The organism is Paraburkholderia sp. 40, from assembly GCF_050434105.1.
Lineage (GTDB): Bacteria > Pseudomonadota > Gammaproteobacteria > Burkholderiales > Burkholderiaceae > Paraburkholderia > Paraburkholderia tuberum.
The window spans coordinates 593853-615498 of sequence record NZ_JBNPVY010000004.1; the positions used below are offsets into that span (position 1 = coordinate 593853).

The window sequence follows — 21646 nt, forward strand, 5'->3', positions numbered from 1 at the left end:
GACGCGCGGTTGCGCGTCGCGGTGAAACGCAGGGCGGCAGCCCCGCCGGCATCATGCGCCGGACGCAGCCGCGGCGGATGCCGCCTTGCTCTTCTTCGCTTTCTTCTTCGAAGCCTTGGTGCCGGACGCGTCGGCCGGTGCGCTGGCTGCCGCGGCGGCCGGAGCCGTAGCGGTTGCCGCTTCGGATGCAGCGGCCTTGTCCTTCTTCTTCGACTTCGACGGCTTAGCGGCCGAGGCAGGCGCAGCCGCGGCCGGCGCTGCCGTCGTGGCAGCGGGCGCGGCGGCGGTGGTTGCCGCGGGAGCCGCCGGTGTGGTCTTCGTGGCCGACTTGGTGGACGTCTTCGCGCCGGTCGGCGGTGCCGACGAGCCGTTGATCGTCAGTCCGGCCGCTTCGAGGTTCTCGACCGATTTCTGCCCGATGCCCTTCACACGTGCGGCGAGATCGTCGGCGTTCTTGAACGGGCCGTTTTTGGCGCGTTCGTCGAGAATCGCTTTCGCATGCACGGGGCCGATGCCCTTGACCGATTCGAGCGCGGCCTGATCGGCGGTATTCACTTCCACGGCCGCGGCAAATCCGGCCGACAGCGACAAAGCCACAGCGAGGCAAAGCATGAAAAGCTTCTTCAGCATGGCAAGCACTCCATTGAGAGCAAAAAGTTAGCCGGGAACGGACGACCTATCCTGTCAGCGGGCGCTGCGTTTAAGCATAGGACAAATCGCAGGCCCGATTTGAGATAGCGGACGATTTATACCGATCGATTGATGACAAGTAAATCCGCCACACAGTATTTAAAGCTTTTAGCGGCATGCAATGCCGGTGAATTTATCGGTCGATATCGATCGCGATAACTCGTCTGCGATAAAGAATGAGCAACGCAAAGGAATGACAGCGTCCGACGCTTGACTTAGAGTGCACTCGAAGTCCTAACCTGAGTCCGTCATGTCGAAACACTCAACCGCGCTCACCATCGGTCAGGTCGCCGAAACGATCGGCGTGTCCACGCACACGTTGCGCTATTACGAACAGGCCGGCTTGATCAGGCCGGTCGGACGCACGCAGACGGGACACCGGCTGTACTCGCCGGCCGATCTCGACTGGTTGCGCTTCGTGATGCGTCTGAAGGCAACGGGCATGTCGATCTCCGGCATGCAGCAGATCGCCGCGCTGCGCGCGCAAGGCCATCCGACGATGCGCGCACGCCGCGACCTGCTGGTTGCGCATCGCACCGCGCTGCTCGCGCGGATCGCCGATCTGCAGAGCAACCTCGGCGCGATCGACGACAAGATCGCGTACTACGAGGCGGCCACGAGCGGCGCGCTTGAGCCCGATCCGGCACGACAGGACGACGAAGCCTCGTCGCCCTCACACCCCGATAAGGACTCGCAATGGACTACGCACACAACGACCGCTACGCGCGGGGCTGGGACAAGCTCAGGGAAATCGACGGTTCGGCGGGCGAGCAGGTAATTGCCGCGCTCGCGCCAGTCGCGCCGGAATTCGGACGCCTGTTGATTGAATTCGGCTTCGGCGACATCTACAGCCGGCCGCAGCTCGATCTGCGCACGCGTGAGATTGCGACGATCGCGTCGCTCGCGACCCTCGGCTGCGCGCAGCCGCAGCTGAAGGTACATATCGAGGCGGCGCTGAACGTCGGCTGCACCCGCGAGCAGATCGTCGAGGTGTTCATGCAGATGGCGCTTTATGCGGGCTTTCCGGCCGCGCTCAATGCGCTGTTCGCGGCGCGGGAAATTTTCGAGGCCAAGGATCGGGAGGGGGAGGCCGCATACGCGGCGTGAGCGGGCTGAGCTGCGTGGGGAACGGAAAGGCGGATGCAGAACAGGTCGTCTCTCCCTGGCTTGGGCGCAACTAACGGTCCGGTCCGTACTATTCGTGGCCTTCCCAACCCTCCATCCCCTCAAACAGCCGAATCAACCCGCGCCGCCGCAGCCTCGCGCAAATAGCGCTGGCTCACGATTCGCCAGTACACGAGCAAGCCGAGCCCGGCAATCGCGAGACTTGCGGTATTCGCGACCCAGAAGCCGCGCGCGCCGGTCAGCCAGGGCGGCGTGAGGCCGGTCGTATTGAAGCCGAGCGCATAGCCGCCGCCGAGCCCGACTCCCCACAGCGCCACCGCATAGATGATGGTCGGCACGACCGCGACCTTGTAGGCGCGCAGCACGAACGCGGTCGAGATCTGCAACGCGTCGAACAGGTGGTAGCAGGCGACGATCAGCACCAGCGGCAACGCCTTCGCCGCGACCTGCGCGTTCGTCGTATAGCCGGCGACGATATATGGCCGCAGCACGAGCACGAGCGCGCCATAGCAGCACGCGATCGCAACCGCCATCGCGATGCCGTGACGCGACAGCGTGCGCGCCGCGTGCGGCCGATGCGCGCCGAGCGCCTGCGCGACCAGCGTCGACGACGCGATGCCGATCGACAGTGGCGTCATATAGAGCACCGCGCCGACGTTGCCGGCGATCTGATGTCCGGCGAGCGTCGTCGTGCCGAAACGCGCGATGAAAAGCGCCATGAACGTGTACGAGGTGACCTCGATCAGATACGACAGCCCCATTGGAATACCGAGCCGCAGTTGCGCGGCCTGGCGCTTCCAGACCGGCCAGCAGAACTGCGTGAAGATGCCGAGTGCCTTGAAATCGTCGATGCGCGCGAGCAGCAGCATGCCGAGCGCCGCGAGTGCCCAGTTGAGCAGCGTGCTCGCGAGCGCGCAGCCCGGACCGCCCAGCGCGGGCACGCCGAGGCCGCCGAAAATGAACCAGGTATTGAGCGGAATTTTCAGCAGCAGCGCGGCGATCTGCAGGAACATCACGAGCCGCGGTTTGGCGAGCGCATTGGCAACGGAGCCGTAGACCCGGAAGGCGAGGCCGGCGGGCAGCCCGAACGCGAGAATCCGCAGGTACGCGAGCGTGCGCTCGTGCAGCGCGTCGGACACCCGCGACAACGCCAGCAGCGGTCCGGGGAAGAACAGGATCAGAAAGCCGATCACGGTCAGCGCGGCGGCAAGCCACCATGACTGGCGGACCTCTTCACCGATCTCGCCGTAGCGACTCGCGCCGTACAGCTGCGCGGTGATCGGCTGCAGCGCGGTCAGGATGCCGGTCAGGCCGATATAGACCGAGACGTAGATCGACGAGCCGAGGCCGAGCGCGGCCAGATCGACGGCCGAGTAGCGCCCGACCATCGCCGTGTCGATCACGCCGAACGCGATGATGGCCAACTGGCCGATCAATACGGGCCACGCGAGCGCGGCGATCTTCCGTACGTCGGCGAACATGGTCAGTCGAGCTTCTTGTGCCAGTTGCGGCGCTTGCCGGGCGGCGGCTTGGGACGGTCGATGCGCACGTACAGGCGGAAGCGCTCGTCGCGGTCCGCCGCGCGGCGGCCTTCCCACACGAGCTTCCAGATGTAGTCGGGCATCGCGCTAGGGTCGCCGTAGTCCTGCGAGTCCTGACGCAGGATCACGTCGCAGTCCTGGTCGAACGAAAAGTGCATGTCGCCGAAATACGCGAACGTCGCGATCTGCGCATTGCCGAGGCGCACCGGCGCGATGCACGTGTAGTCATCGGGCAAGTGGTTGGCGATCTGCTGCGCGACGTCGCGATAGGTCCGGCTGTAGTTGACGACCGGCAGCCACAGCGTCATCAGCAACACCCACATCAGCGTGGTGCCGGCGCTCGAGAGCACGACGCTGCGCCACAGCACCTTTGGATGACGCGCGAGGCGCCAGCGCACCAGCAGGAACCAGCACACGGTCACCGCGACCGCGCACACGAACGACAGAATCTTGAACTGCGGCACGAAGCCGGGCGCGAGTCGCGCGAGATTGCGCGCGAGCGGATGCGGAAAGCCGGTCAGGCCTGCCACATACACGAGCCATACGAAGCTGCCGAGGATCGTGAAGCTCAGCAGCGCGAACCAGTCGATCGCGTTGATCGCGCCGCGCTTGAGCGTCGGCAGCGCGAAAGCGGCGAGCACCGCAAGCGGCGGCAGCAGCAGCATGTAGAGTCGGTTCGACTGATGGCTTTGCAGCACGACGAGCACGAACAGCGGCCCGATCACCGACAGCGGAATCGCCACGTGCGGCGCGCGCCGCAGTCCCTGCCAGCTGAACCACGACCACAGCGCGAGCGGCCAGGCGGGCCATGTGAAGAGCGGCAGGTTTTTCAGCGCATACGCGGCGACCGAGCCGGGTGGGCCCGCGAACGAACTCAGGCTCACGTGCAGCCACTGGTTCAGATACCAGACAGCGTCGTCCGGGAACGCGGTGAGCGCGATGATCGGCCACGACACCGCGAGCACGAGCGCCACGGGCAGACCCGCGAGCAGCAGCCAGCGCGATCGCGTTTCGCGTACGATCAGCGTCATCGCGAGCGTGCCGAGCAGCAGCGCGCCGACCAGCACCGGGCTGCTCGCCAGTGTGACGAGGCCGATCGCGAGACCCCAGATCAGCGCGCCCTGAATCGGCTTGTCGATCATGCGCACGAGGCCGTACACGAGCATCGCGATGCAGACGAACTGCACGAGCTGCGGCGTGGTCTCGTGACCGCGCTCGGCGAGGCCGAAGCACGCGAGCAGGATCAGCAGTGCGCCATCGGCGAGCGTGCGGCCATAGTCGCGCGGTTCCGGCTCGCCGCCGAACGCATATTTGAATGGCTGCACTTCGGCACGCCGGCCGAGCAGATACGCCGCGTACCAGACGAACGCACAGCCCGCGCAGAACAGCAGGCCCGTGAACACGCGCGACGCGTTGCTCGCGTCGACCCACGGTGCAAGGATGCGGATCGCACTCGCGCCGAGCCAGTAGCCGAGCGGGCCGTCCTCGGTCAGATATTTGCCGACGAGATTCGGCAGCAGCCAATCGTGCGCGCCGCCGTTCGCCATCGTCCACATCACACCAAAGCCGGCTGCGTCCTCGTTCTTCCACGGATCGCGGCCGAACAGGCCGAACGAGGCGTAGACGATACAGATGGCCAGCAGCAGCCAGCGCGGCAACGCACTGGTCGCAGAGGCGGTGAGGCGAACGACAGGTCTCATGCGGTGTGTGGAGTCTGGATAAACGATGCAGCCGGAGCGGCCCGGCAGGTCAGGGCGCGAGGGCCCGTTTCGAGCATCCGGCATTGTAGTCGTGCCGTGCGATGCACGTCACGGCCGGTAACGCCCGGCAACGTCAATGGACAAGCTGTAACACAGTGCCGCGAAAGCGCGGCGTGCGACCCAGCGGGCGCACAAGCGCAGGCGACAAAAAAGGGCAGCTCGCGCTGCCCTTTCTGTTTGCTCTGTTGCCGGCCGGAAGCCGGCACCGTTGCGGTATTACTTTACTGCCTTGCCCGAAGCGCGTGCGCCGAACTTCTTGTTGAACTTCTCGACGCGGCCGGCCGTGTCCATGATCTTTTGCTGGCCGGTGTAGAACGGATGCGATTCCGACGACACTTCGATCTTCGCGAGCGGGTAGGTCTTGCCGTTGAATTCCGCGGTTTCGCGCGTCTGAATGGTCGAGCGCGTCACGAACCTGAAGTCGTTCGACATGTCGACGAACAGGACTTCGCGGTAATTCGGGTGAATGCCTTCTTTCATGGTCTTTCCTTTAATCTGGCGGTAGCCAACCCGCGTGCAGCCTCGAATGGGACTGCCTTCAGGCGCGAGCCACTTGCCTACGGTCGAAAATCCGGGATTATGCCAGAAAATCAGTCGCTTGGCGATTTTTCTGCCAGCGGATTCTCTTGCGGCGCAAGCGGCGCCCATCCGCGGCGTCTCAAATGGGCGTGAACGTCAAACCGACGCGCGCTGGATCTTGCCGGTAGTAGCGCGCGAGCAGTCGGTACAGTTCCGGATACTCCGCCTCGAACGCTTGGGGCCGCACGAACAGCGCCTCGCTGCATACGGCAAAAAATTCCGACGGATGGTCCGCCGCATACGGATCGATCAGCGACTCGCGTTCGAAACGCGCCCAGCGTCGCTCGGGCACCGCGTCGACTTTCGCACAGAAGTGATCGTATGCATGGTCGAACACATCGGCCCATGCCTGCGCATCGAGCGGCGCGTGCCAGCGGCGCATCAGCGGCGGGTGGCCATCCGCTTCGCCGTTGAGCATGTCGATTTTGTGCGCGAACTCGTGGATCACAACGTTGTATGCATCGCTGCCATCGGTCATCTGCGCGTCTTCCCACGACAGCACCACCGGGCCGCCTTCCCACGCCTCGCCGCTGGCGTCGTGTTCGATCTCGTGCACGACGCCATCTTCGTCCTCAACGGTCTTGCGGATCACGAACTCGCCCGGATAGACGATCACGCCGACCCAGCCGCGATACAGATCGAGGCTCAGGTTCAGCACCGGCAGGCACGCCTGCGCGGCGATGCCGACCGTCATCGCATCGGTCAGCTCGAGCTCGTGCGCGGTCGAGAACTCCTTTTGCGCGAGGAAGAGACTCGTCATCTCGCGCAGCCGCGCGAGATCGGGCGCTTCCAGATGCGTGAGAAAGGGTAGGTCGGCGAGTGTCGCCTGCCACAAGGAATCGTCGATCGCGTAGTCGCGCAGCGCGCGCTCGCGACGCCGTGCGCCCAGCCAGTTCGTGAGTTTCGACAGCATGCTTGGAGCCCACCTTCAGTCGATCTGTTTTTGCCACGCGGCGAACGGGCCGCCGCATATCGCGACGCCGATCAGAAAATAGAAACCGTCGGGCGACGCGAGCAAACTGGCCTGCTGCGCAATCGACCGGCTGATCGACGCGATCGCGAGCGCGTGCGCCTCGCTCGCCGCATGACCGGCGGCGGCGGAGCCGCGCGCCAGCGTCGCGAGCGTGTTCTGGTAGACCGGATTGTACGGATTCACGGACTCTGCGAGGCGACTTTGATGCAGCGCGAGCCGCTGCTGCTGCGCGGCCTGCTGTTGCTGTTCATCGTGCCGCCGGTCGCGAATCTGACGTGCCGGATCTTCTCGATCGAGGAGTTCACGCACGGCTGCCGGCCGAAAAACATCGTCCAGCAGTTGACCATCTCCTTCGCGACCGGCGGCACGATGAACAGCAACAGCAGGCCGCGCAGCAGCACCGGCACGGCGAGCGCCGCCTCGCCGACATCCGGCGACATGCGTGTCATCCACCCGGCGGCGAACGCGGGCACCGCGAAGCCCGGCACGATGATCCACTTCTTACGCGGCAGCAGCTTCGCAAAACGCAGATAGACGAACAGCGCGCTCGCCGAAATCAGCGACGTGACGCCGACGAGCCGCCCGGCGTTCTCGACGGGATAGCCGAGGCCCCTTCGAGAAACCGTGTGTACGTTCACGCTGATGTTAAGGCGGCGCATTGTCTCTGCAGACGACGGACGAAAAAAAACCGCTCGCAGTTTGCGAGCGGTTTTTCATGCGTTGCAGTTGCCGACTAATACGGCCAGCCCGAACGTCGCGCGTTAGCTGCCGCCGCCACGACGCATCATGTCGAAGAACTCGGAATTGCTCTTCGTCTGGCGGATCTTGTCGAGCAGGAATTCCATCGACTCGACTTCGTCCATGTCGTGAATGAACTTGCGCAGTACCCAGATCTTCTGCAGCGCTTCGGGCTTGATCAGCAGCTCTTCGCGGCGCGTGCCCGACTTGTTCAGGTTGATTGAAGGGTAGACGCGCTTCTCGGCGAGACGGCGCTCGAGGTGGACTTCCATGTTGCCGGTGCCCTTGAACTCTTCGTAGATCACATCGTCCATGCGGCTGCCGGTTTCGATTAGCGCCGTGCCAATGATGGTCAGCGATCCGCCTTCCTCGATGTTGCGCGCCGCACCGAAGAACCGTTTCGGGCGCTGCAGCGCGTTCGCGTCGACACCGCCCGTCAGCACCTTGCCCGAGGCCGGGACCACCGTGTTGTAAGCGCGCGCGAGACGCGTGATCGAGTCGAGCAGAATCACGACGTCGTTCTTCATTTCGACGAGGCGCTTGGCCTTCTCGATCACCATTTCGGCGACCTGCACGTGACGCGCGGCGGGTTCGTCGAACGTGGAGGCGATCACTTCGCCGGCCACCGAACGCTGCATTTCCGTCACTTCCTCCGGACGCTCGTCGATCAGCAGCACGAACAGCACGACGTCGGGATGGTTCTGCTTGATCGCGTGCGCGATGTGCTGAAGCATCACGGTCTTGCCCGACTTCGGCGACGCGACGAGCAGGCCGCGCTGGCCCTTGCCGATCGGCGCGATCATGTCGATGATGCGGCCGGTCACGTTCTCTTCGCCACGCATTTCACGTTCGAGCAGCAGCACCTTGTTCGGGTGCAGCGGCGTCAGGTTTTCGAACATGATCTTATGCTTCGAGGCCTCCGGCGGCTGGCCGTTGACCTTGTCCACCTTCACCAGCGCGAAATAGCGCTCGCCGTCTTTCGGCGTGCGCACTTCGCCTTCGATTGTGTCGCCCGTATGCAGATTGAAGCGGCGGATTTGCGACGGGCTGATGTAGATGTCATCCGTGCTGGCGAGGTAGGAGGTTTCCGGCGAACGCAGGAAGCCGAAACCGTCCGGCAGCACTTCGAGGGTGCCGTCGCCGAAGATCGTGTCGCCCGCTTTGGCTCGTTTTTTTAGAATGGCGAACATCAATTCCTGCTTGCGCAGGCGGTTCGCGCTTTCGATCTCGAGGCCATTGGCCATCTCGATCAATTGGGACACGTGCAGAGTCTTAAGCTCGGATAAATGCATACGGAGAACCCGCAGGAGAAGGTGCGACGAAATGAAATCTGGGAGGAGGGAGAGCGGAACCGCTCAAAGACTTACACGTCTTTTCGACGTTTTGTGGATTCTAGCATAGCACACGCCAATTTAAGCCAGTGCGGCAGCGTGGCATCTTTGTTGCAAAGCGTGTTGCCGGCTGACAACACGCTTGACCGGCGGGCGCGGCGGTTTGCTCACCCGATGCGCCCGATTCTCCAACTGCCTGCGGCGCGCGATGGACCCGCGAGCGCCGCGGCGTACTGCTTGCTTTACAGGTTGCCGTCGAGGAACGCGGTGAGTTGCGACTTCGACAGAGCTCCGACCTTCTGAGCGGCAACGGCGCCGTTCTTGAACAGGATCAATGTGGGGATGCCGCGCACGCCAAACTTGACCGGCGTGGACTGATGCTCGTCGACATTGATCTTCGCAACTTGCAGGCGATCGGCGTAATCCTTCGCGACCTCGTCGAGGATCGGCGCGATCATCTTGCACGGACCGCACCATTCGGCCCAGAAATCGAGCAGCACGGGTTTATCGGATTTCACGACGTCCTGTTCGAACGATGCGTCGCTAATATGCTTGATTTGTTCGCTCATTTATGAATACCTCTGTCGGTTCGAGGCCCGCCTGAATTGCTCGCCACGATACGTCAAAAACTGGGAAAACTTCTGTTCGCTTTGCCGCATCCAGAGCCTCGCCGCGCATGCCTGTGAAAATCAGAAAAACCGTCTGAAAAAACGCCGGATTTTCACGGAATGCGCGGAAAGAGTCGCGTATGCGGGTCTTTCAACTGGCAGTGTAGCTTAATTCGCTATGCGTTGCCGATGGCGATAGTACTCATCAAGGCAGTGGGGCTAATAGGCCGCCGCCGCAGCGTCGGCCGGTTTCTGCGGCTCACGGCGACCGCCTTGCAATCTAAATGGTGTCGCGCACGGCGAACTCAAGTGCCGCGCGTGGCGGGCGTCGCCGCGGTGGCCGGGAGGGCGTCTGGCGGCGTGCAGAAAGCGGCTGCAAACCGCGCGAAGCCGTTCGAAGCGGAGCGTCGTTCGCGTTTTGCTCATGTCAACAGTCGCACAATGCGCGCGGCAATGATAGAATCTTTCGTGACGGGCCTCCTCGCATGGAGGGATGGTCAATCTGGTCAGGTCGGGAACGAAGCAGCCACAGCCGTTTTCCACCAGTGCCGAGGGTCGGGCTCGTCACCTTTCCTTGCTTTTTTCTCCGCGGCCGTTTTCACGGCTTCTCCGCAGTTTCTCCTCAGTCATTCCCAGCTTTTGTATTGATCGTTCGCCGTCTTCGGATGGAGCGTCGTCGTGGCCGTTTCGCGCATTTCACGCGTCTTCCCGAATCGGTTTTGCGCGCCATTGTTACTGATACAATTTCCGGATGACCTATCAAGTTCTCGCACGCAAATGGCGGCCGAAGGATTTCGCTTCGCTCGTCGGACAGGAGCACGTTGTGCGCGCGCTCACCCATGCGCTCGACGGCGGCCGTCTGCACCATGCCTATTTGTTTACAGGTACGCGCGGCGTCGGCAAGACCACGCTGTCGCGCATCTTCGCGAAGGCGCTCAATTGCGAGACCGGCGTGACGGCGACGCCGTGCGGCGTATGCCGTGCGTGTCGCGAGATCGACGAAGGGCGCTTTGTCGATTACGTCGAAATGGACGCGGCGAGTAATCGTGGCGTCGATGAAATGGCCGCGCTGCTCGAGCGCGCGGTGTACGCGCCCGTCGATGCGCGCTTCAAGGTCTACATGATCGACGAAGTGCACATGCTGACGAACCACGCGTTCAACGCGATGCTGAAGACGCTCGAAGAGCCGCCGCCGCACGTCAAGTTCATCCTCGCGACCACCGACCCGCAGAAGATTCCGGTCACCGTGCTGTCGCGCTGTCTGCAGTTCAATCTGAAGCAGATGCCGGCCGGCCATATCGTGTCGCATCTTGAACGCATTCTCGGCGAAGAGAATGTGCCTCACGAGGCGCAGGCGTTGCGCCTCCTCGCGCGCGCGGCCGACGGTTCGATGCGCGACGCGCTATCGCTGACCGATCAGGCGATCGCCTATTCGGCGAACCAGATCAGTGAAGACGCGGTGCGCGGCATGCTCGGCGCGCTCGACCAAAGCTATCTGATCCGCCTGCTCGACGCGCTCGCGCAGGGCGACGGCGCGGCGGTGCTGGCGGTCGCCGACGAGATGGCCTTGCGCAGCCTGTCGTTCTCGACGGCGTTGCAAGACCTGGCGAGCCTGCTGCATCGGATCGCGTGGGCGCAGTTCGCGCCTTCGTCGGTGCTCGACGAATGGCCGGAGGCGGCCGACTTGCGCCGTTTCGCCGACGCGTTGAGCGCCGAGCAGGTGCAACTGTTCTATCAGATCGCGACGATCGGCCGAAGCGAACTGGGCCTCGCGCCCGACGAATACGCGGGCTTCACGATGACGCTGCTGCGCATGCTCGCGTTCGAGCCGGCGCCGACAGGCGGCGGTGGCGGAGCGGCGGGAGCCGCTGGCACGCAGAGCGGTGCGGGCGGCGCCGGCGCCGGTGCGCAGCGCTCGGGTGCACCGACGGTTGCCGCGCTGCGCGCGCTGTCACCTTCGTCCGTGACGGCCATGGCAGCTGCTGCGCCCGTTCGTGGACCTCAGGTAGGCGTTGCCGGCGAGGAGCAGGGCGACGCGATGAAATCGACCGCGCCGACTGCAAAGCCGATCGCGAAGCCCGCAGCCGACTCCGCGCAATCTGAAGAAGCACCGCAATCGCCCAATGCCGAAGTCGCCCGCGTGACAGACGCGCCTGCCACTACGGCACCCCCGCTGGCGCCGTGGGAAGACGCGCCCGCGAATGCCGTCGCCACGATCGCCAGCTCGAGCGCGCCGGTCTCGAACGGAGTTTCCGACATCGCACCTTCGTCCGCACCGAGCGCGCTTGCAACTGCCGCGCCTGGTCGCGCGGAAGAGGCCACGACACCGGAACCGGAAGCGCGGCCGGAATTGGTGGCGCCCGCTTCAACGGCGGCACCGGCGGCACCGGCGGCACCGGCGGCCGCAGCCGACTCCGCGCCGCGCCGCGCGGGCGGCGCCAGCGCCGCGCTCGACGTGCTGCGCAACGCCGGCATGAAAGTATCGTCCGACCGTGGCCGTGCTAACACGGACGTGTCCGCGAAGCCGGCCGCACCCGCCACACCGAAGCCGGCCGCACCGAAACCCGCCGCGCCGCGTGTGGTCGTGCCGGTGCCGACGCCCGGTGCGTCACGCCGCGTGTCGCAGGACACCGCCGCGCAGGCTGCGCCCGCTCGCGACGCAAACAGCGGCGCGAGCGGCAATGCGCAGCAGAACAGCCCGTCGATCCCGCCATGGGACGACATGCCGCCCGACGACTACATGCCGTTGTCGGCCGCGGACGGCGCGTACTTCATTCCGCCAGACGACAACTTCGTGCCGGTGTTCGACCGCGGCCCCGACGACGTCCGCATGGACGGCGCGGCCGCGCAGGCCGCCGCGCCGGCGCCGGTCGCCGATACGCGCCCGCTGCCGCCTGCCGTGCCGCTCGATCCGCTAGGTTTCACCGGCGACTGGCCGGCGCTCGCCGTCGATCTGCCGCTGAAGGGCATCTCGAATCAGCTTGCGTTCAACAGCGAACTGATGGCGCTCGACGGCAGCACGCTGAAGCTCAACGTGCCGGTGCCGCAATACGCAGAAGCGTCGCAGGTCGCTAAACTGAAGGCAGCGCTCGTCGAGCGGCTCGGCCAGAACGTCGACGTGCAGGTCGAAGTCGGCCCGGCGCGCCGTACCGCCGCCGCGCACGACGCGAAGCTGCGCGCGCAGCGCCAGCAGGAAGCCGAGCGCGAGATCAGCGCCGATCCGTTCGTGCAGTCGCTGATTCGCGAGTTCGGCGCGAGCATCGTGCCGGGCTCGATCCGCCCGATTACCCCGGACGCCGCCCCGAACGGCGCGTCACCGGCCCACTGATCCATCGTTCGCGGCGTCGTCGCAGCGCGGCGCCGGAATGCCAGATTCCACGCTATCTAGAAGGAGCACGTCCATGATGAAAGGCCAACTCGCCGGGCTGATGAAGCAAGCCCAGCAGATGCAGGAAAACATGAAGAAGATGCAGGAGCAACTCGCGCAGATCGAAGTCGAGGGGCAGTCGGGTGCCGGTCTCGTCAAGGTGACGATGACCTGCAAGAACGACGTGCGCCGCGTGTCGATCGACCCGAGCCTGCTCGCCGACGACAAGGACATGTTGGAAGATCTCGTCGCCGCCGCGTTCAATGACGCCGTGCGCAAGGCCGAGGCGACCGCGCAGGAAAAGATGGGCGGCATGACCGCCGGCCTGCCGCTGCCGCCGGGTTTCAAGCTGCCGTTCTGAACCTGCTCTGATTGGGAACGGGCTGAAGCGGGTGAGCGCCGCGGCGGTTCATTGCCGCGGTGCGAACGCAGACGCTCGCCGCCGCGCGCCGCGCGCAGGCTGGAATCATCGAACCTACAGCCGCGCGTGAAAGCGTCGTCACGGCGTGAAAGCGCGGCCCGGTTCGAGCAACACCCCCGCATCCCAATTCGCCCACCCGAGCACCACCCACGTCGACGCCGATCCGCATGAAACAACCTTCCGCCCTGTCGGCGCTCGTCGAAGCGCTGCGCGCGCTGCCCGGTGTCGGGCCGAAGTCCGCGCAGCGCATGGCGTATCACCTGATGCAGCACGATCGCGAAGGCGCCGAAAAGCTCGGGCGCTCGCTGTTGTTCGCGACCGAGCATCTGCGTCACTGCGAAAAGTGCAACACGTTTACCGAAGCGCAGATCTGCGAGGTCTGCCTCGATGAGGAGCGCGATCCGTCGCTGCTGTGCGTCGTTGAAACGCCGGCCGACCAGATCATGCTCGAACAGACGATGACCTATCGCGGCCTCTATTTCGTGCTGATGGGGCGGTTGAGTCCGCTCGACGGCATCGGCCCGAAGGAAATCCATTTCGATCGGCTCGTGAAGCGCGCGTCGGATGGCGTCGTCAAGGAAGTCGTGCTGGCCACCAATTTCACCAACGAGGGCGAGGCCACCGCGCATTACCTCGGACAGACGCTGAAGGCGCGCGGCCTTGCCGTGACGCGTCTCGCGCGCGGCGTGCCGGTGGGCGGCGAACTCGAGTATGTCGACGCGGGCACGATCGCGCGCGCGATGCTCGACCGTCGTTCGATGTAGCCACGCGGCTTTCGTTGGCCGCCGCCATATCCGTCCAGGCACGCATCGTCGCAAGTCGTTGCAAACCAGAGAGACCGGGTACACAACGATGCAGAACCAGGGAGACTCATGAGCGCCACCCCCGAATCAGGCGCGATCGCCGCACCGCATGACGCGTGCGGTCCGCTCGCCGGCGTCAAGGTGCTGGAACTCGGCACGCTGATCGCCGGGCCGTTCGCCGCGCGTTTTCTCGGCGAATTCGGCGCCGACGTCGTCAAGATCGAAGACCCCAAAGGCGGCGACCCGCTGCGCAAATGGCGCAAGCTGTACCCGGAAGTCGGCGGTACGTCGCTGTGGTGGGCCGTGCAGGCGCGCAACAAGAAGTCCGTCACGATCAACCTGAAAGCCGAAGAGGGCAAGGAGATCGTGCGGCGCCTCGCGAAAGAGGCCGATATCGTCGTCGAGAATTTCCGGCCCGGTCTGCTCGAAAAGCTCGGGCTCGGCTACGACGTGCTGTCCGCCGAGAACCCCGGCCTCGTGATGGTGCGTCTGTCGGGCTACGGCCAGACGGGCCCGTATCGCGACCGGCCCGGCTTCGGCGCGATCGCCGAGTCGATGGGCGGTCTGCGCCATATCACCGGCTATCCGGATCTGCCGCCGCCGCGCATCGGCATTTCGATCGGCGATTCGATCGCCGCGCTGCACGGTGTGATCGGCGCGCTGATGGCGCTGCATCACAAGCAGGTGAACGGCGGCAAGGGGCAGGTCGTCGACGTCGCGCTGTACGAGGCTGTCTTCAACATGATGGAAAGCGTGGTGCCCGAATACGGCGTCTACGGCATGGTGCGCGAGCGTACCGGCGCGTCTCTGCCGGGCATCGTGCCGTCGAATACGTATCCATGCCGCGACGGCAGCATCGTGATCGGCGGCAATAGCGATCCGATCTTCAGGCGCCTGATGATCGCGATCGAACGCGACGATCTCGCCAACGATCCGGCGCTCGCGCACAACGATGGCCGCGTGCCGCGCACGCAGGAAATCGACGCCGCGATCGGCGCGTGGCTGTCCACGCGCACGATCGACGAAGCGCTCGCGGTGCTGAACGCGGCCGACGTGCCGGTGGGCCGCATCTACAGCGTCGCCGATATGTTCACCGATCCGCAGTTCATCGCGCGGCAGATGATCCAGCGGTTCAAGTGGCAGGACGGCAAGGAAATCACGCTGCCCACGATTACGCCGAAGCTGTCGGCGACGCCCGGTGAGACGCGCTGGCTGGGGCCAGAACTGGGTGAACATACCGATGAAGTCCTGCAATCGCTAGGTTATGATGCTGACGGCATCGCGCGGTTGCGGGCGCAACAGATCGTCTGATGCGCACAGCGCAACGCATAGAGAAGGGCGCGTAAAGCGCGGCGCTAACGCACGATTCGCGCCGCGCGACCGGCAGCCCCACACCGTGGCCAAGCGCTTGCGCAACGCGCACACGGGCGGTCAAAAAGCCGGACTACAAAAAATCTGGAGACAACGGACCATGCAACGCAGAACCTTCCTCGCCGGCGGTGCGGCGCTTGCGGGCGCCTCGCTCGCGGCCACGCCGTTCGCTTTCGCGCAGGGCAAGCCCGAGAGCACCAAGGTCGCCATCGCGGTCGGCGGCAAGAACCTGTTCTACTACCTGCCGCTGACGATCGCCGAGCGCCGCAACTACTTCAAGGACGAGGGGCTCGAAGTCGAGATTTCCGACTTCGCGGGCGGCTCGCAGGCGTTGAAGGCGGCAGTCGGCGGAAGCGCCGACGTGGTCTCCGGCGCGTTCGAACACACGCTGCTGTTGCAGGCACAAAAGCAGATGTTCCGCGAATTCGTGCTGCAGGGCCGCGCGCCGCAGATCGTGCTCGCGGTGTCGAAGAAGACAATGCCGAACTACAAGTCGATCGCCGATCTGAAGGGCAAGAAGATCGGCGTGACCGCGCCGGGTTCGTCGACGTCGATCATGGCGAGCTTCGTCCTCGCGAAAGCCGGGCTCAGTCCGAAGGACGTCGCGTTCATCGGCGTGGGCGCCGGGGCCGGCGCGATCGCCGCGCTGCAGTCCGGGCAGATCGACGCGATCGCCAATCTCGATCCGGTCGTCACGCGCCTCGAGCGCGCCGGCGACGTGCGCGTCGTGTCGGATACCCGCACCCTCACCGATACGCACATCGTGTTCGGCGGCGACATGCCGGCGGGCTGCCTGTACGCATCGCAGTCGTTCATCACGAAGAACCCGAACACCACGCAGGCGCTGACCAATGCGATGGTGCGCGCGCTCAAGTGGCTGCAGAACGCGAGCGGCAGCGAACTGATCAACACGGTGCCGGAGAGCTATCTGCTCGGCGACCGCGCGCTCTATCTCGACGCGTGGCAGCACGTGCGCGAAGCGATGTCGCCCGACGGCCTGATGCCCGCCGACGGTCCCGCGACGTCGCTGAAGACGCTGAAAGCGTTCGATCCGGTGATCCAGAACGCGCAGATCGATCTGTCGAAGACGTGGACCAACGACTTCGTGAAGAAGGCGCTCGCGACCGTCAAGGCGTAAACGACGCGGCGCGCGCATGGGCGCATCGAATGGGACGTGGACAAGGCGATTCGCCGCGTCCACACCCGTCGCCCCAGCGTCGCCGCGACACTCCCCGCAAACCCGATTCCCGAAGCGAGCCGTACGATGACCGTTGCTGCCCTGGCGCTCGAAAACATCACCTGCACATTCGCCGCGCGTGACAACCGCGCACAGCGCTACACAGCAGTTAAGGACACGACGCTGCGTATCGAGCCCGGCGAGTTCGTGTCGGTCGTCGGGCCGACTGGCTGCGGCAAGTCCACGCTGCTGAACATCGGCGCGGGGCTGCTCCAGCCGTCGACGGGCGGCGTCAGCGTGTTCGGCGAAAAGCTCAGCGGCCTGAATCGCCGTGCGGGCTATATGTTCCAGGCAGATGCGCTGATGCCGTGGCGCTCGGCGCTCGACAACGTGATGGCCGGCCTGTCGTTTCACCGCGTGCCGGCCTCGGAAGCGCGCGCGAAGGCCGAAGAGTGGTTGAAGCGTGTCGGTCTCGGCGGCTTCGGCGACCGCTATCCGCATCAGCTGTCGGGCGGCATGCGCAAGCGCGTCGCGATGGCGCAGACGCTGATCCTCGACCCCGACATCATCCTCATGGACGAGCCGTTTTCGGCGCTGGATATTCAAACGCGGCAACTGATGGAAAACGAGCTGCTCGATCTCTGGGCCGCGAAGCGCAAGGCCGTGCTGTTCATTACCCACGATCTCGACGAAGCGATCGCGATGTCGGATCGCGTGGTGGTACTGTCGGCCGGGCCTGCGACGCATCCGATCGGCGAGTTCCGGATCGATCTGCCGCGGCCGCGCGATGTCGCAGAAATCCGTTCGCATCCGCGCTTCGTCGAGTTGCATGCGCAGATATGGGGTGTGCTGCGCGATGAGGTGCTCAAGGGTTATCAGCAGCAACTGACCGCTGTTTAAATGTGCCGCGCATCCCCGCCTGCGCATCGAAAAGAAGACGTGTTCAATAATCGTCCAAGGCAAACCAAGTCATGTGGAAGACGTTGCGCCCGAGCCGGGCGAATCTGGTGATCTGGCAGTGGCTGCTGCTCGTGCTGTGCTTCGCGCTGTGGTACGTTCTGACGAGCCCGACGCTGATACCGCCGTTCTATTTCGACGATCCGAACAAGGCGGCGTTTTTCTTTGGCGAGCCGCAGAAAGTACTGCAGCGGATCTGGGAATGGTTCACGGGCGGCGAGATCTATCTGCATCTGTGGGTTACGCTCGTCGAGACCGTGCTCGCGTTCGTCTTTGGCACCGCGATCGGGCTCGGCGTCGGCCTGTGGCTCGCGCTCGCGCCGACCGCGAGCGCGCTGTTCGATCCGTACGTGAAGGCCGCGAACTCGATGCCGCGCGTGATTCTCGCGCCGATCTTCGGCGTGTGGTTCGGCCTCGGCATCTGGTCGAAGGTCGCACTCGGCGTCACGCTGGTGTTCTTCATCGTGTTCTTCAACGTCTACCAGGGCGTGAAGGAAGTGAGCCCGGTCGTGCTCGCGAACGCGCGTATGCTCGGCGCGAACCGCAAACAGCTGCTGCGTTTCGTCTATCTGCCGAGCGCGATGAGCTGGGTGTTTTCGAGCCTGCATACGTCGGTGGGGCTTGCGTTCGTCGGCTCGGTGGTGGGCGAGTATCTGGGCTCGGCGCGCGGTGTCGGCTATCTGATCCTGCAGGCCGAGGGCACCTTCGATATCAACACGGTGTTCGCGGGGATTCTGGTGTTGACCGCGTTCGCGCTGATTCTCGATGCGATCGTCGGGACCGCGGAGCGGCGTTTGATGAAGTGGCAGCCGCGCACCGGGGATACCGAGAAGCTGTGAACGTGGATCGCAAGCGGCGCGGCGGCCGAAATCGCAGTCGGCCGCCGCGCGGTTTTTGATCCTGCTTTATTGGTTGTGCTACGGCGTGATGACCACCTTGCCGATCACGCGGCGCTCGGCCATGTCGCGCAACGCGCGGCCGGTGTCGTCGAGCGAGTAGCGGGCCGACACGTAGGGCTTGAGCTTGCCTTCACGAATCCAGCCGGTCATCTGCTCGAATGCCGCGCGATTGCGCTGCGGCTCACGCTTTGCGAAGTCGCCCCAGAACACGCCGACCACGCTTGCGCCCTTGAGCAACATCAGGTTCAGCGGCAGCCTTGGAATCTCGCCATTCGCAAAGCCGACCACCAGATAACGCCCCCTCCAGCCGATGCTGCGAAACGCCGGCTCCGCATATACGCCGCCGACCGGGTCGTAGATCACGTCCGGACCTTTGCCGTCGGTGAGCGCCTTGATGCGCTCGCGCAGATCCTCGGTGTTGTAGTTGATCGTCGCGTCCGCGCCGTGCTTCACGCAGGTCGCGAGCTTTTCGTCGCTCGATGCCGCCGCGATCACGCGCGCGCCGAGCACCTTGCCGATTTCGACCGCCGCCAGCCCGACTCCGCCGGCCGCGCCGAGCACGAGCATCGTCTCGCCCGGCTGCAGCGCGCCGCGATCGACCACCGCGTGATGCGAGGTGCCATACGCGAGCGTGAACGCGGCCGCGAGTTCGAACGACACGTCATCGTCGAGCGGCAGGCAGGCCGCGGCGGGCGCAAGCGCCTGCTCGGCAAAACCGCCGGAACCGGTGAACGCGGCCACGCGCGAACCAGGCTTGAACTGCGTGACGCCTTCGCCCACCGCGCGCACGATGCCCGCGGCTTCCGAACCGGGCGTGAACGGCAGCGGCGGCTTGAACTGGTATTTGTTCTCGATGATCAGCACGTCGGGAAAATTGACGGCCGCGGCCTTCACGTCGATCACGACGTGGCCAGGCGGCGCTTCGAGATCCGCCAGGTTGTCGACGACCAGACTCTCGGGCGGCCCGTACTGCTTGCAGCGAATCGCGCGCATCGTGTCTCCGTATCGTTCAGGGTTGGCACTGTTTTCGAGTGTAAAGTAAAGCGCACGACCGTGCGATTTATTGCGCTGCGGGTTACAACGTGCAGCGCGCTTTTGATGCGTCGCGCGCGCTTCTCGTGCAAGCCGTATTGCATTGCACAGCGCGAAGTACGCACACGATGCCGATTCATTGACGAGCGCGCACGGCCGCGCGTTCAGTGCAAAGCAGCATCTTTGCGTTCGATACAAGCATCCGCGCACCTGGAAAATACTGGCTCGCACGACGCTTGTGCACGCCACGCAGACACGCCGTCCATGTCGTTCGCGTGCCATCTTTCCTCGGTTACAATCGGCGCATGCGAATCCTACTCAGCAACGACGACGGTTATCTGGCGCCGGGCCTCGCCGCGCTTTACGAAGCGCTGAAGCCGATCGCCGACGTCACCGTGATGGCTCCCGAACAGAACTGCAGCGCCGCGTCGAATTCCCTGACGCTGTGGCGGCCGCTGTCGGTCCTGCGTTCGGCGAACGGTTTCTACTACGTGAACGGCACGCCGACCGACTCGGTGCACATCGCACTGACCGGCATGCTCGACCATACACCGGACCTCGTCGTGTCGGGTATCAACAACGGCCAGAACATGGGCGACGACACGCTGTATTCCGGCACCGTCGCAGCCGCCACCGAAGGCATCATGTTCGGGGTGCCGGCCATCGCGTTCTCGCTCGTCGACAAAGATTGGGCGCATCTCGAAGACGCGACCCGCGTTGCCGCCGAAATCGTCACGCACTATCTCGCGCGGCCGCTGCCGGGACATCCGCTGCTGAACGTCAATATTCCTAACCTGCCGTATGACGAACTGCGCGGCTGGCAGATCACGCGACTCGGCAAACGTCATCCGTCGCAGCCGGTGATCCGCCAGACCAATCCGCGCGGCGAACCGATCTATTGGATCGGCGCCTCGGGCCAGGCGCGCGACGCGAGCGAAGGCACGGACTTCCATGCGGTGGCCAACGGCGCCGTGTCGATCACGCCGCTGCAGCTCGATCTGACCTACACGCAAATGCTGCCCGCGGCGCGCGACTGGCTGCGCGCCGGGAGCGGCAGTTCATGACCGGCGAGCGCGCGAAGCGCTTTCCGTTAGGTCTCGAGGACCTGGTGCGCGAACCGCGCCGGCCCGAGGGACGTCCGGGTGAGATGCGCGCGGCGGCGCTCGCGGCGAGCGCGGCGTTGAACACACGGCAGCAGTCGGCGAAACCGACGCAGGGCGGCGCGGCCGCACGGGCGCAAGCGAGGACCTCAGCTGCTGCGCAATCTACGCCGGCGACGCGACCCCAGGTGATTCCCCAGGCGAAGACGCAAAGCGCTTCGTTCGGTACGTCAACGGCGGCGACCGGTGCAATGCCGCCAAAGCCGCAAGCCGCGCCAGTCGCAAAGACAACGGCGAACTCGTTGGCTGGTGCATTGGCGGGGCAGCCTGTCAAGCAAGCACCGAAGTCGTCGGTCAAGCCAGGCAAAACCTCGACGCATGCGCCTCGCCACAGCGCACGCGCGACACCATCGCCACTCCAGTCGCAACTGCAGCAAAGCGCGAAACCCGCGCCGAACGCCGCGCTAGCCGGCGCAATGAGCGGCGCATTCGGCGGCGCGACCAGCGGCGCGATGAACAACGCCCTGGCGCTGACCTCGGAACGGGTTCGCGAACGTATGGTCGAACGCCTGCGAGCCAATGGCGTCAGCGATCAGCGTGTGCTGAACGCGATGGCGGCGGTGCCGCGCCACATGTTCGTCGATCCGGGTCTTGCGGCCCAGGCGTACGAAGATGCCGCGCTGCCGATCGGTCATCACCAGACTATCTCGAAGCCGTCGGTGGTTGCGCGAATGATCGAACTCGCGGCGGCCGGGCGCGCGCTGAACACGGTGCTCGAAATCGGCACCGGTTGCGGCTATCAGGCGGCGGTGCTGAGCCAGGTCGCGCGCGAGGTTTATTCGATCGAACGCATCAAGCCGCTGTCCGAGCGCGCGAAGACGAATCTGCGTCCGCTGCGCATTCCGAATATCCGGCTGCATTACGGCGACGGGCGGCTCGGTTTGCCGTCGGCGGCGCCGTTCGACGCGATCGTGATCGCGGCGGCCGGGCTCGACGTGCCGCAGGCGTTGCTCGAGCAGCTCGCGATCGGCGGACGTCTGGTTGCGCCGGTCGGCTCGCAGGAAGGACAGAGCCAGGTGCTGACGCTGGTCGAGCGCCTCGGCCCCGCGCAATGGCGCGAGTCGCGGCTTGATCGCGTTTTCTTTGTACCCTTAAAATCCGGAGTGATTTGACA

At 64.8% G+C, this 21646-nt stretch carries 19 protein-coding genes, 1 other RNA gene and 2 pseudogenes; 12 read left to right on the forward strand and 10 right to left on the reverse strand.

What is annotated here, in order from left to right; genetic code table 11:
- Positions 1 to 51 precede the first annotated feature (51 nt).
- Positions 52 to 630 (reverse strand): ComEA family DNA-binding protein, encoded by a 579-nt coding sequence (locus OKW28_RS24495; protein ID WP_429449617.1) that lies wholly within the window; start codon positions 628 to 630, stop codon positions 52 to 54.
- Positions 631 to 940: 310 nt separating this feature from the next.
- Here OKW28_RS24495 and OKW28_RS24500 point away from each other — a divergent pair, with 310 nt between their 5' ends.
- Positions 941 to 1468: a MerR family transcriptional regulator gene (locus OKW28_RS24500; protein ID WP_090804611.1), complete on the forward strand. Its 528-nt coding sequence runs from the start codon at positions 941 to 943 to the stop codon at positions 1466 to 1468.
- Positions 1387 to 1797 carry a carboxymuconolactone decarboxylase family protein gene (locus OKW28_RS24505; RefSeq protein ID WP_429449619.1) on the forward strand — a complete coding sequence of 137 codons (411 nt, stop codon included), beginning with the start codon at positions 1387 to 1389 and terminating at the stop codon, positions 1795 to 1797. Before OKW28_RS24500 ends, OKW28_RS24505 begins: the two co-directional genes overlap by 82 nt.
- A 119-nt stretch (positions 1798 to 1916) precedes the next feature.
- On the opposite strand, the gene OKW28_RS24510 is transcribed toward OKW28_RS24505, so the two are convergent.
- From OKW28_RS24510 to trxA, 8 genes and pseudogenes are all read right to left on the reverse strand, one after another.
- Positions 1917 to 3296 carry an MATE family efflux transporter gene (locus tag OKW28_RS24510; protein WP_429449621.1) on the reverse strand — a complete coding sequence of 460 codons (1380 nt, stop codon included), beginning with the start codon at positions 3294 to 3296 and terminating at the stop codon, positions 1917 to 1919.
- Positions 3297 to 3298: 2 nt separating this feature from the next.
- A complete protein-coding gene (locus OKW28_RS24515; protein ID WP_429449623.1) occupies positions 3299 to 5056 on the reverse strand; it encodes an ArnT family glycosyltransferase in 1758 nt (585 codons plus the stop codon).
- Positions 5057 to 5332: 276 nt separating this feature from the next.
- On the reverse strand, positions 5333 to 5596 hold the full coding sequence (locus OKW28_RS24520) for a type B 50S ribosomal protein L31 (RefSeq protein WP_090804621.1): 264 nt from the start codon (positions 5594 to 5596) through the stop codon (positions 5333 to 5335).
- A gap of 178 nt (positions 5597 to 5774) precedes the next feature.
- Positions 5775 to 6608, reverse strand: a complete 834-nt coding sequence (locus tag OKW28_RS24525) for a zinc-dependent peptidase (protein WP_429449625.1) — start codon at positions 6606 to 6608, stop codon at positions 5775 to 5777.
- Between the two features lie 15 nt (positions 6609 to 6623).
- Positions 6624 to 6893 (reverse strand): annotated as a pseudogene (locus tag OKW28_RS24530) (MFS transporter); the annotation flags it as partial.
- Between the two features lie 124 nt (positions 6894 to 7017).
- Positions 7018 to 7279 (reverse strand): annotated as a pseudogene (locus tag OKW28_RS24535) (MFS transporter); the annotation flags it as partial.
- A 150-nt stretch (positions 7280 to 7429) separates the two neighbouring features.
- A complete protein-coding gene (gene rho, locus OKW28_RS24540) occupies positions 7430 to 8698 on the reverse strand; it encodes a transcription termination factor Rho (protein ID WP_026225411.1) in 1269 nt (422 codons plus the stop codon).
- Between the two features lie 281 nt (positions 8699 to 8979).
- A complete protein-coding gene (gene trxA / locus OKW28_RS24545) occupies positions 8980 to 9306 on the reverse strand; it encodes a thioredoxin TrxA (protein ID WP_013089343.1) in 327 nt (108 codons plus the stop codon).
- Positions 9307 to 9815: 509 nt separating this feature from the next.
- Between trxA and ffs the strand changes: the two genes are divergently transcribed.
- From ffs to OKW28_RS24585, 8 genes are all read left to right on the forward strand, one after another.
- Positions 9816 to 9914, forward strand: an RNA gene (gene ffs / locus OKW28_RS24550) — signal recognition particle sRNA small type.
- Positions 9915 to 10096: 182 nt separating this feature from the next.
- Positions 10097 to 12673 (forward strand): DNA polymerase III subunit gamma/tau, encoded by a 2577-nt coding sequence (locus OKW28_RS24555; protein ID WP_429449627.1) that lies wholly within the window; start codon positions 10097 to 10099, stop codon positions 12671 to 12673.
- A 73-nt stretch (positions 12674 to 12746) separates the two neighbouring features.
- The gene (locus tag OKW28_RS24560; RefSeq protein WP_008923976.1) at positions 12747 to 13073 is read left to right on the forward strand and encodes a YbaB/EbfC family nucleoid-associated protein; all 327 of its coding nucleotides are present in this window, start codon (positions 12747 to 12749) and stop codon (positions 13071 to 13073) included.
- A gap of 227 nt (positions 13074 to 13300) precedes the next feature.
- Positions 13301 to 13897, forward strand: a complete 597-nt coding sequence (gene recR / locus OKW28_RS24565; RefSeq protein ID WP_018418135.1) for a recombination mediator RecR — start codon at positions 13301 to 13303, stop codon at positions 13895 to 13897.
- Between the two features lie 108 nt (positions 13898 to 14005).
- A complete protein-coding gene (locus tag OKW28_RS24570; RefSeq protein WP_429449629.1) occupies positions 14006 to 15247 on the forward strand; it encodes a CaiB/BaiF CoA transferase family protein in 1242 nt (413 codons plus the stop codon).
- Positions 15248 to 15407: 160 nt separating this feature from the next.
- Positions 15408 to 16445: an ABC transporter substrate-binding protein gene (locus OKW28_RS24575; protein ID WP_429449631.1), complete on the forward strand. Its 1038-nt coding sequence runs from the start codon at positions 15408 to 15410 to the stop codon at positions 16443 to 16445.
- A 126-nt stretch (positions 16446 to 16571) separates the two neighbouring features.
- Complete coding sequence (locus OKW28_RS24580; protein WP_429449633.1) at positions 16572 to 17384, forward strand: ABC transporter ATP-binding protein; 813 nt, start codon at positions 16572 to 16574, stop codon at positions 17382 to 17384.
- 71 nt (positions 17385 to 17455) lie between these two features.
- A complete protein-coding gene (locus OKW28_RS24585) occupies positions 17456 to 18280 on the forward strand; it encodes an ABC transporter permease (protein WP_429449635.1) in 825 nt (274 codons plus the stop codon).
- Positions 18281 to 18358: 78 nt separating this feature from the next.
- Here OKW28_RS24585 and OKW28_RS24590 read toward each other — a convergent pair whose 3' ends face one another.
- Positions 18359 to 19333: an NADPH:quinone oxidoreductase family protein gene (locus OKW28_RS24590; protein ID WP_429449636.1), complete on the reverse strand. Its 975-nt coding sequence runs from the start codon at positions 19331 to 19333 to the stop codon at positions 18359 to 18361.
- Positions 19334 to 19677: 344 nt separating this feature from the next.
- Between OKW28_RS24590 and surE the strand changes: the two genes are divergently transcribed.
- Both surE and OKW28_RS24600 read left to right on the forward strand, forming a co-directional pair.
- Positions 19678 to 20436: a 5'/3'-nucleotidase SurE gene (gene surE / locus OKW28_RS24595; protein WP_429449638.1), complete on the forward strand. Its 759-nt coding sequence runs from the start codon at positions 19678 to 19680 to the stop codon at positions 20434 to 20436.
- Positions 20433 to 21644: a protein-L-isoaspartate(D-aspartate) O-methyltransferase gene (locus OKW28_RS24600; protein ID WP_429449640.1), complete on the forward strand. Its 1212-nt coding sequence runs from the start codon at positions 20433 to 20435 to the stop codon at positions 21642 to 21644. The genes surE and OKW28_RS24600 overlap by 4 nt, the downstream gene beginning before the upstream one ends.
- Positions 21645 to 21646 lie beyond the last annotated feature (2 nt).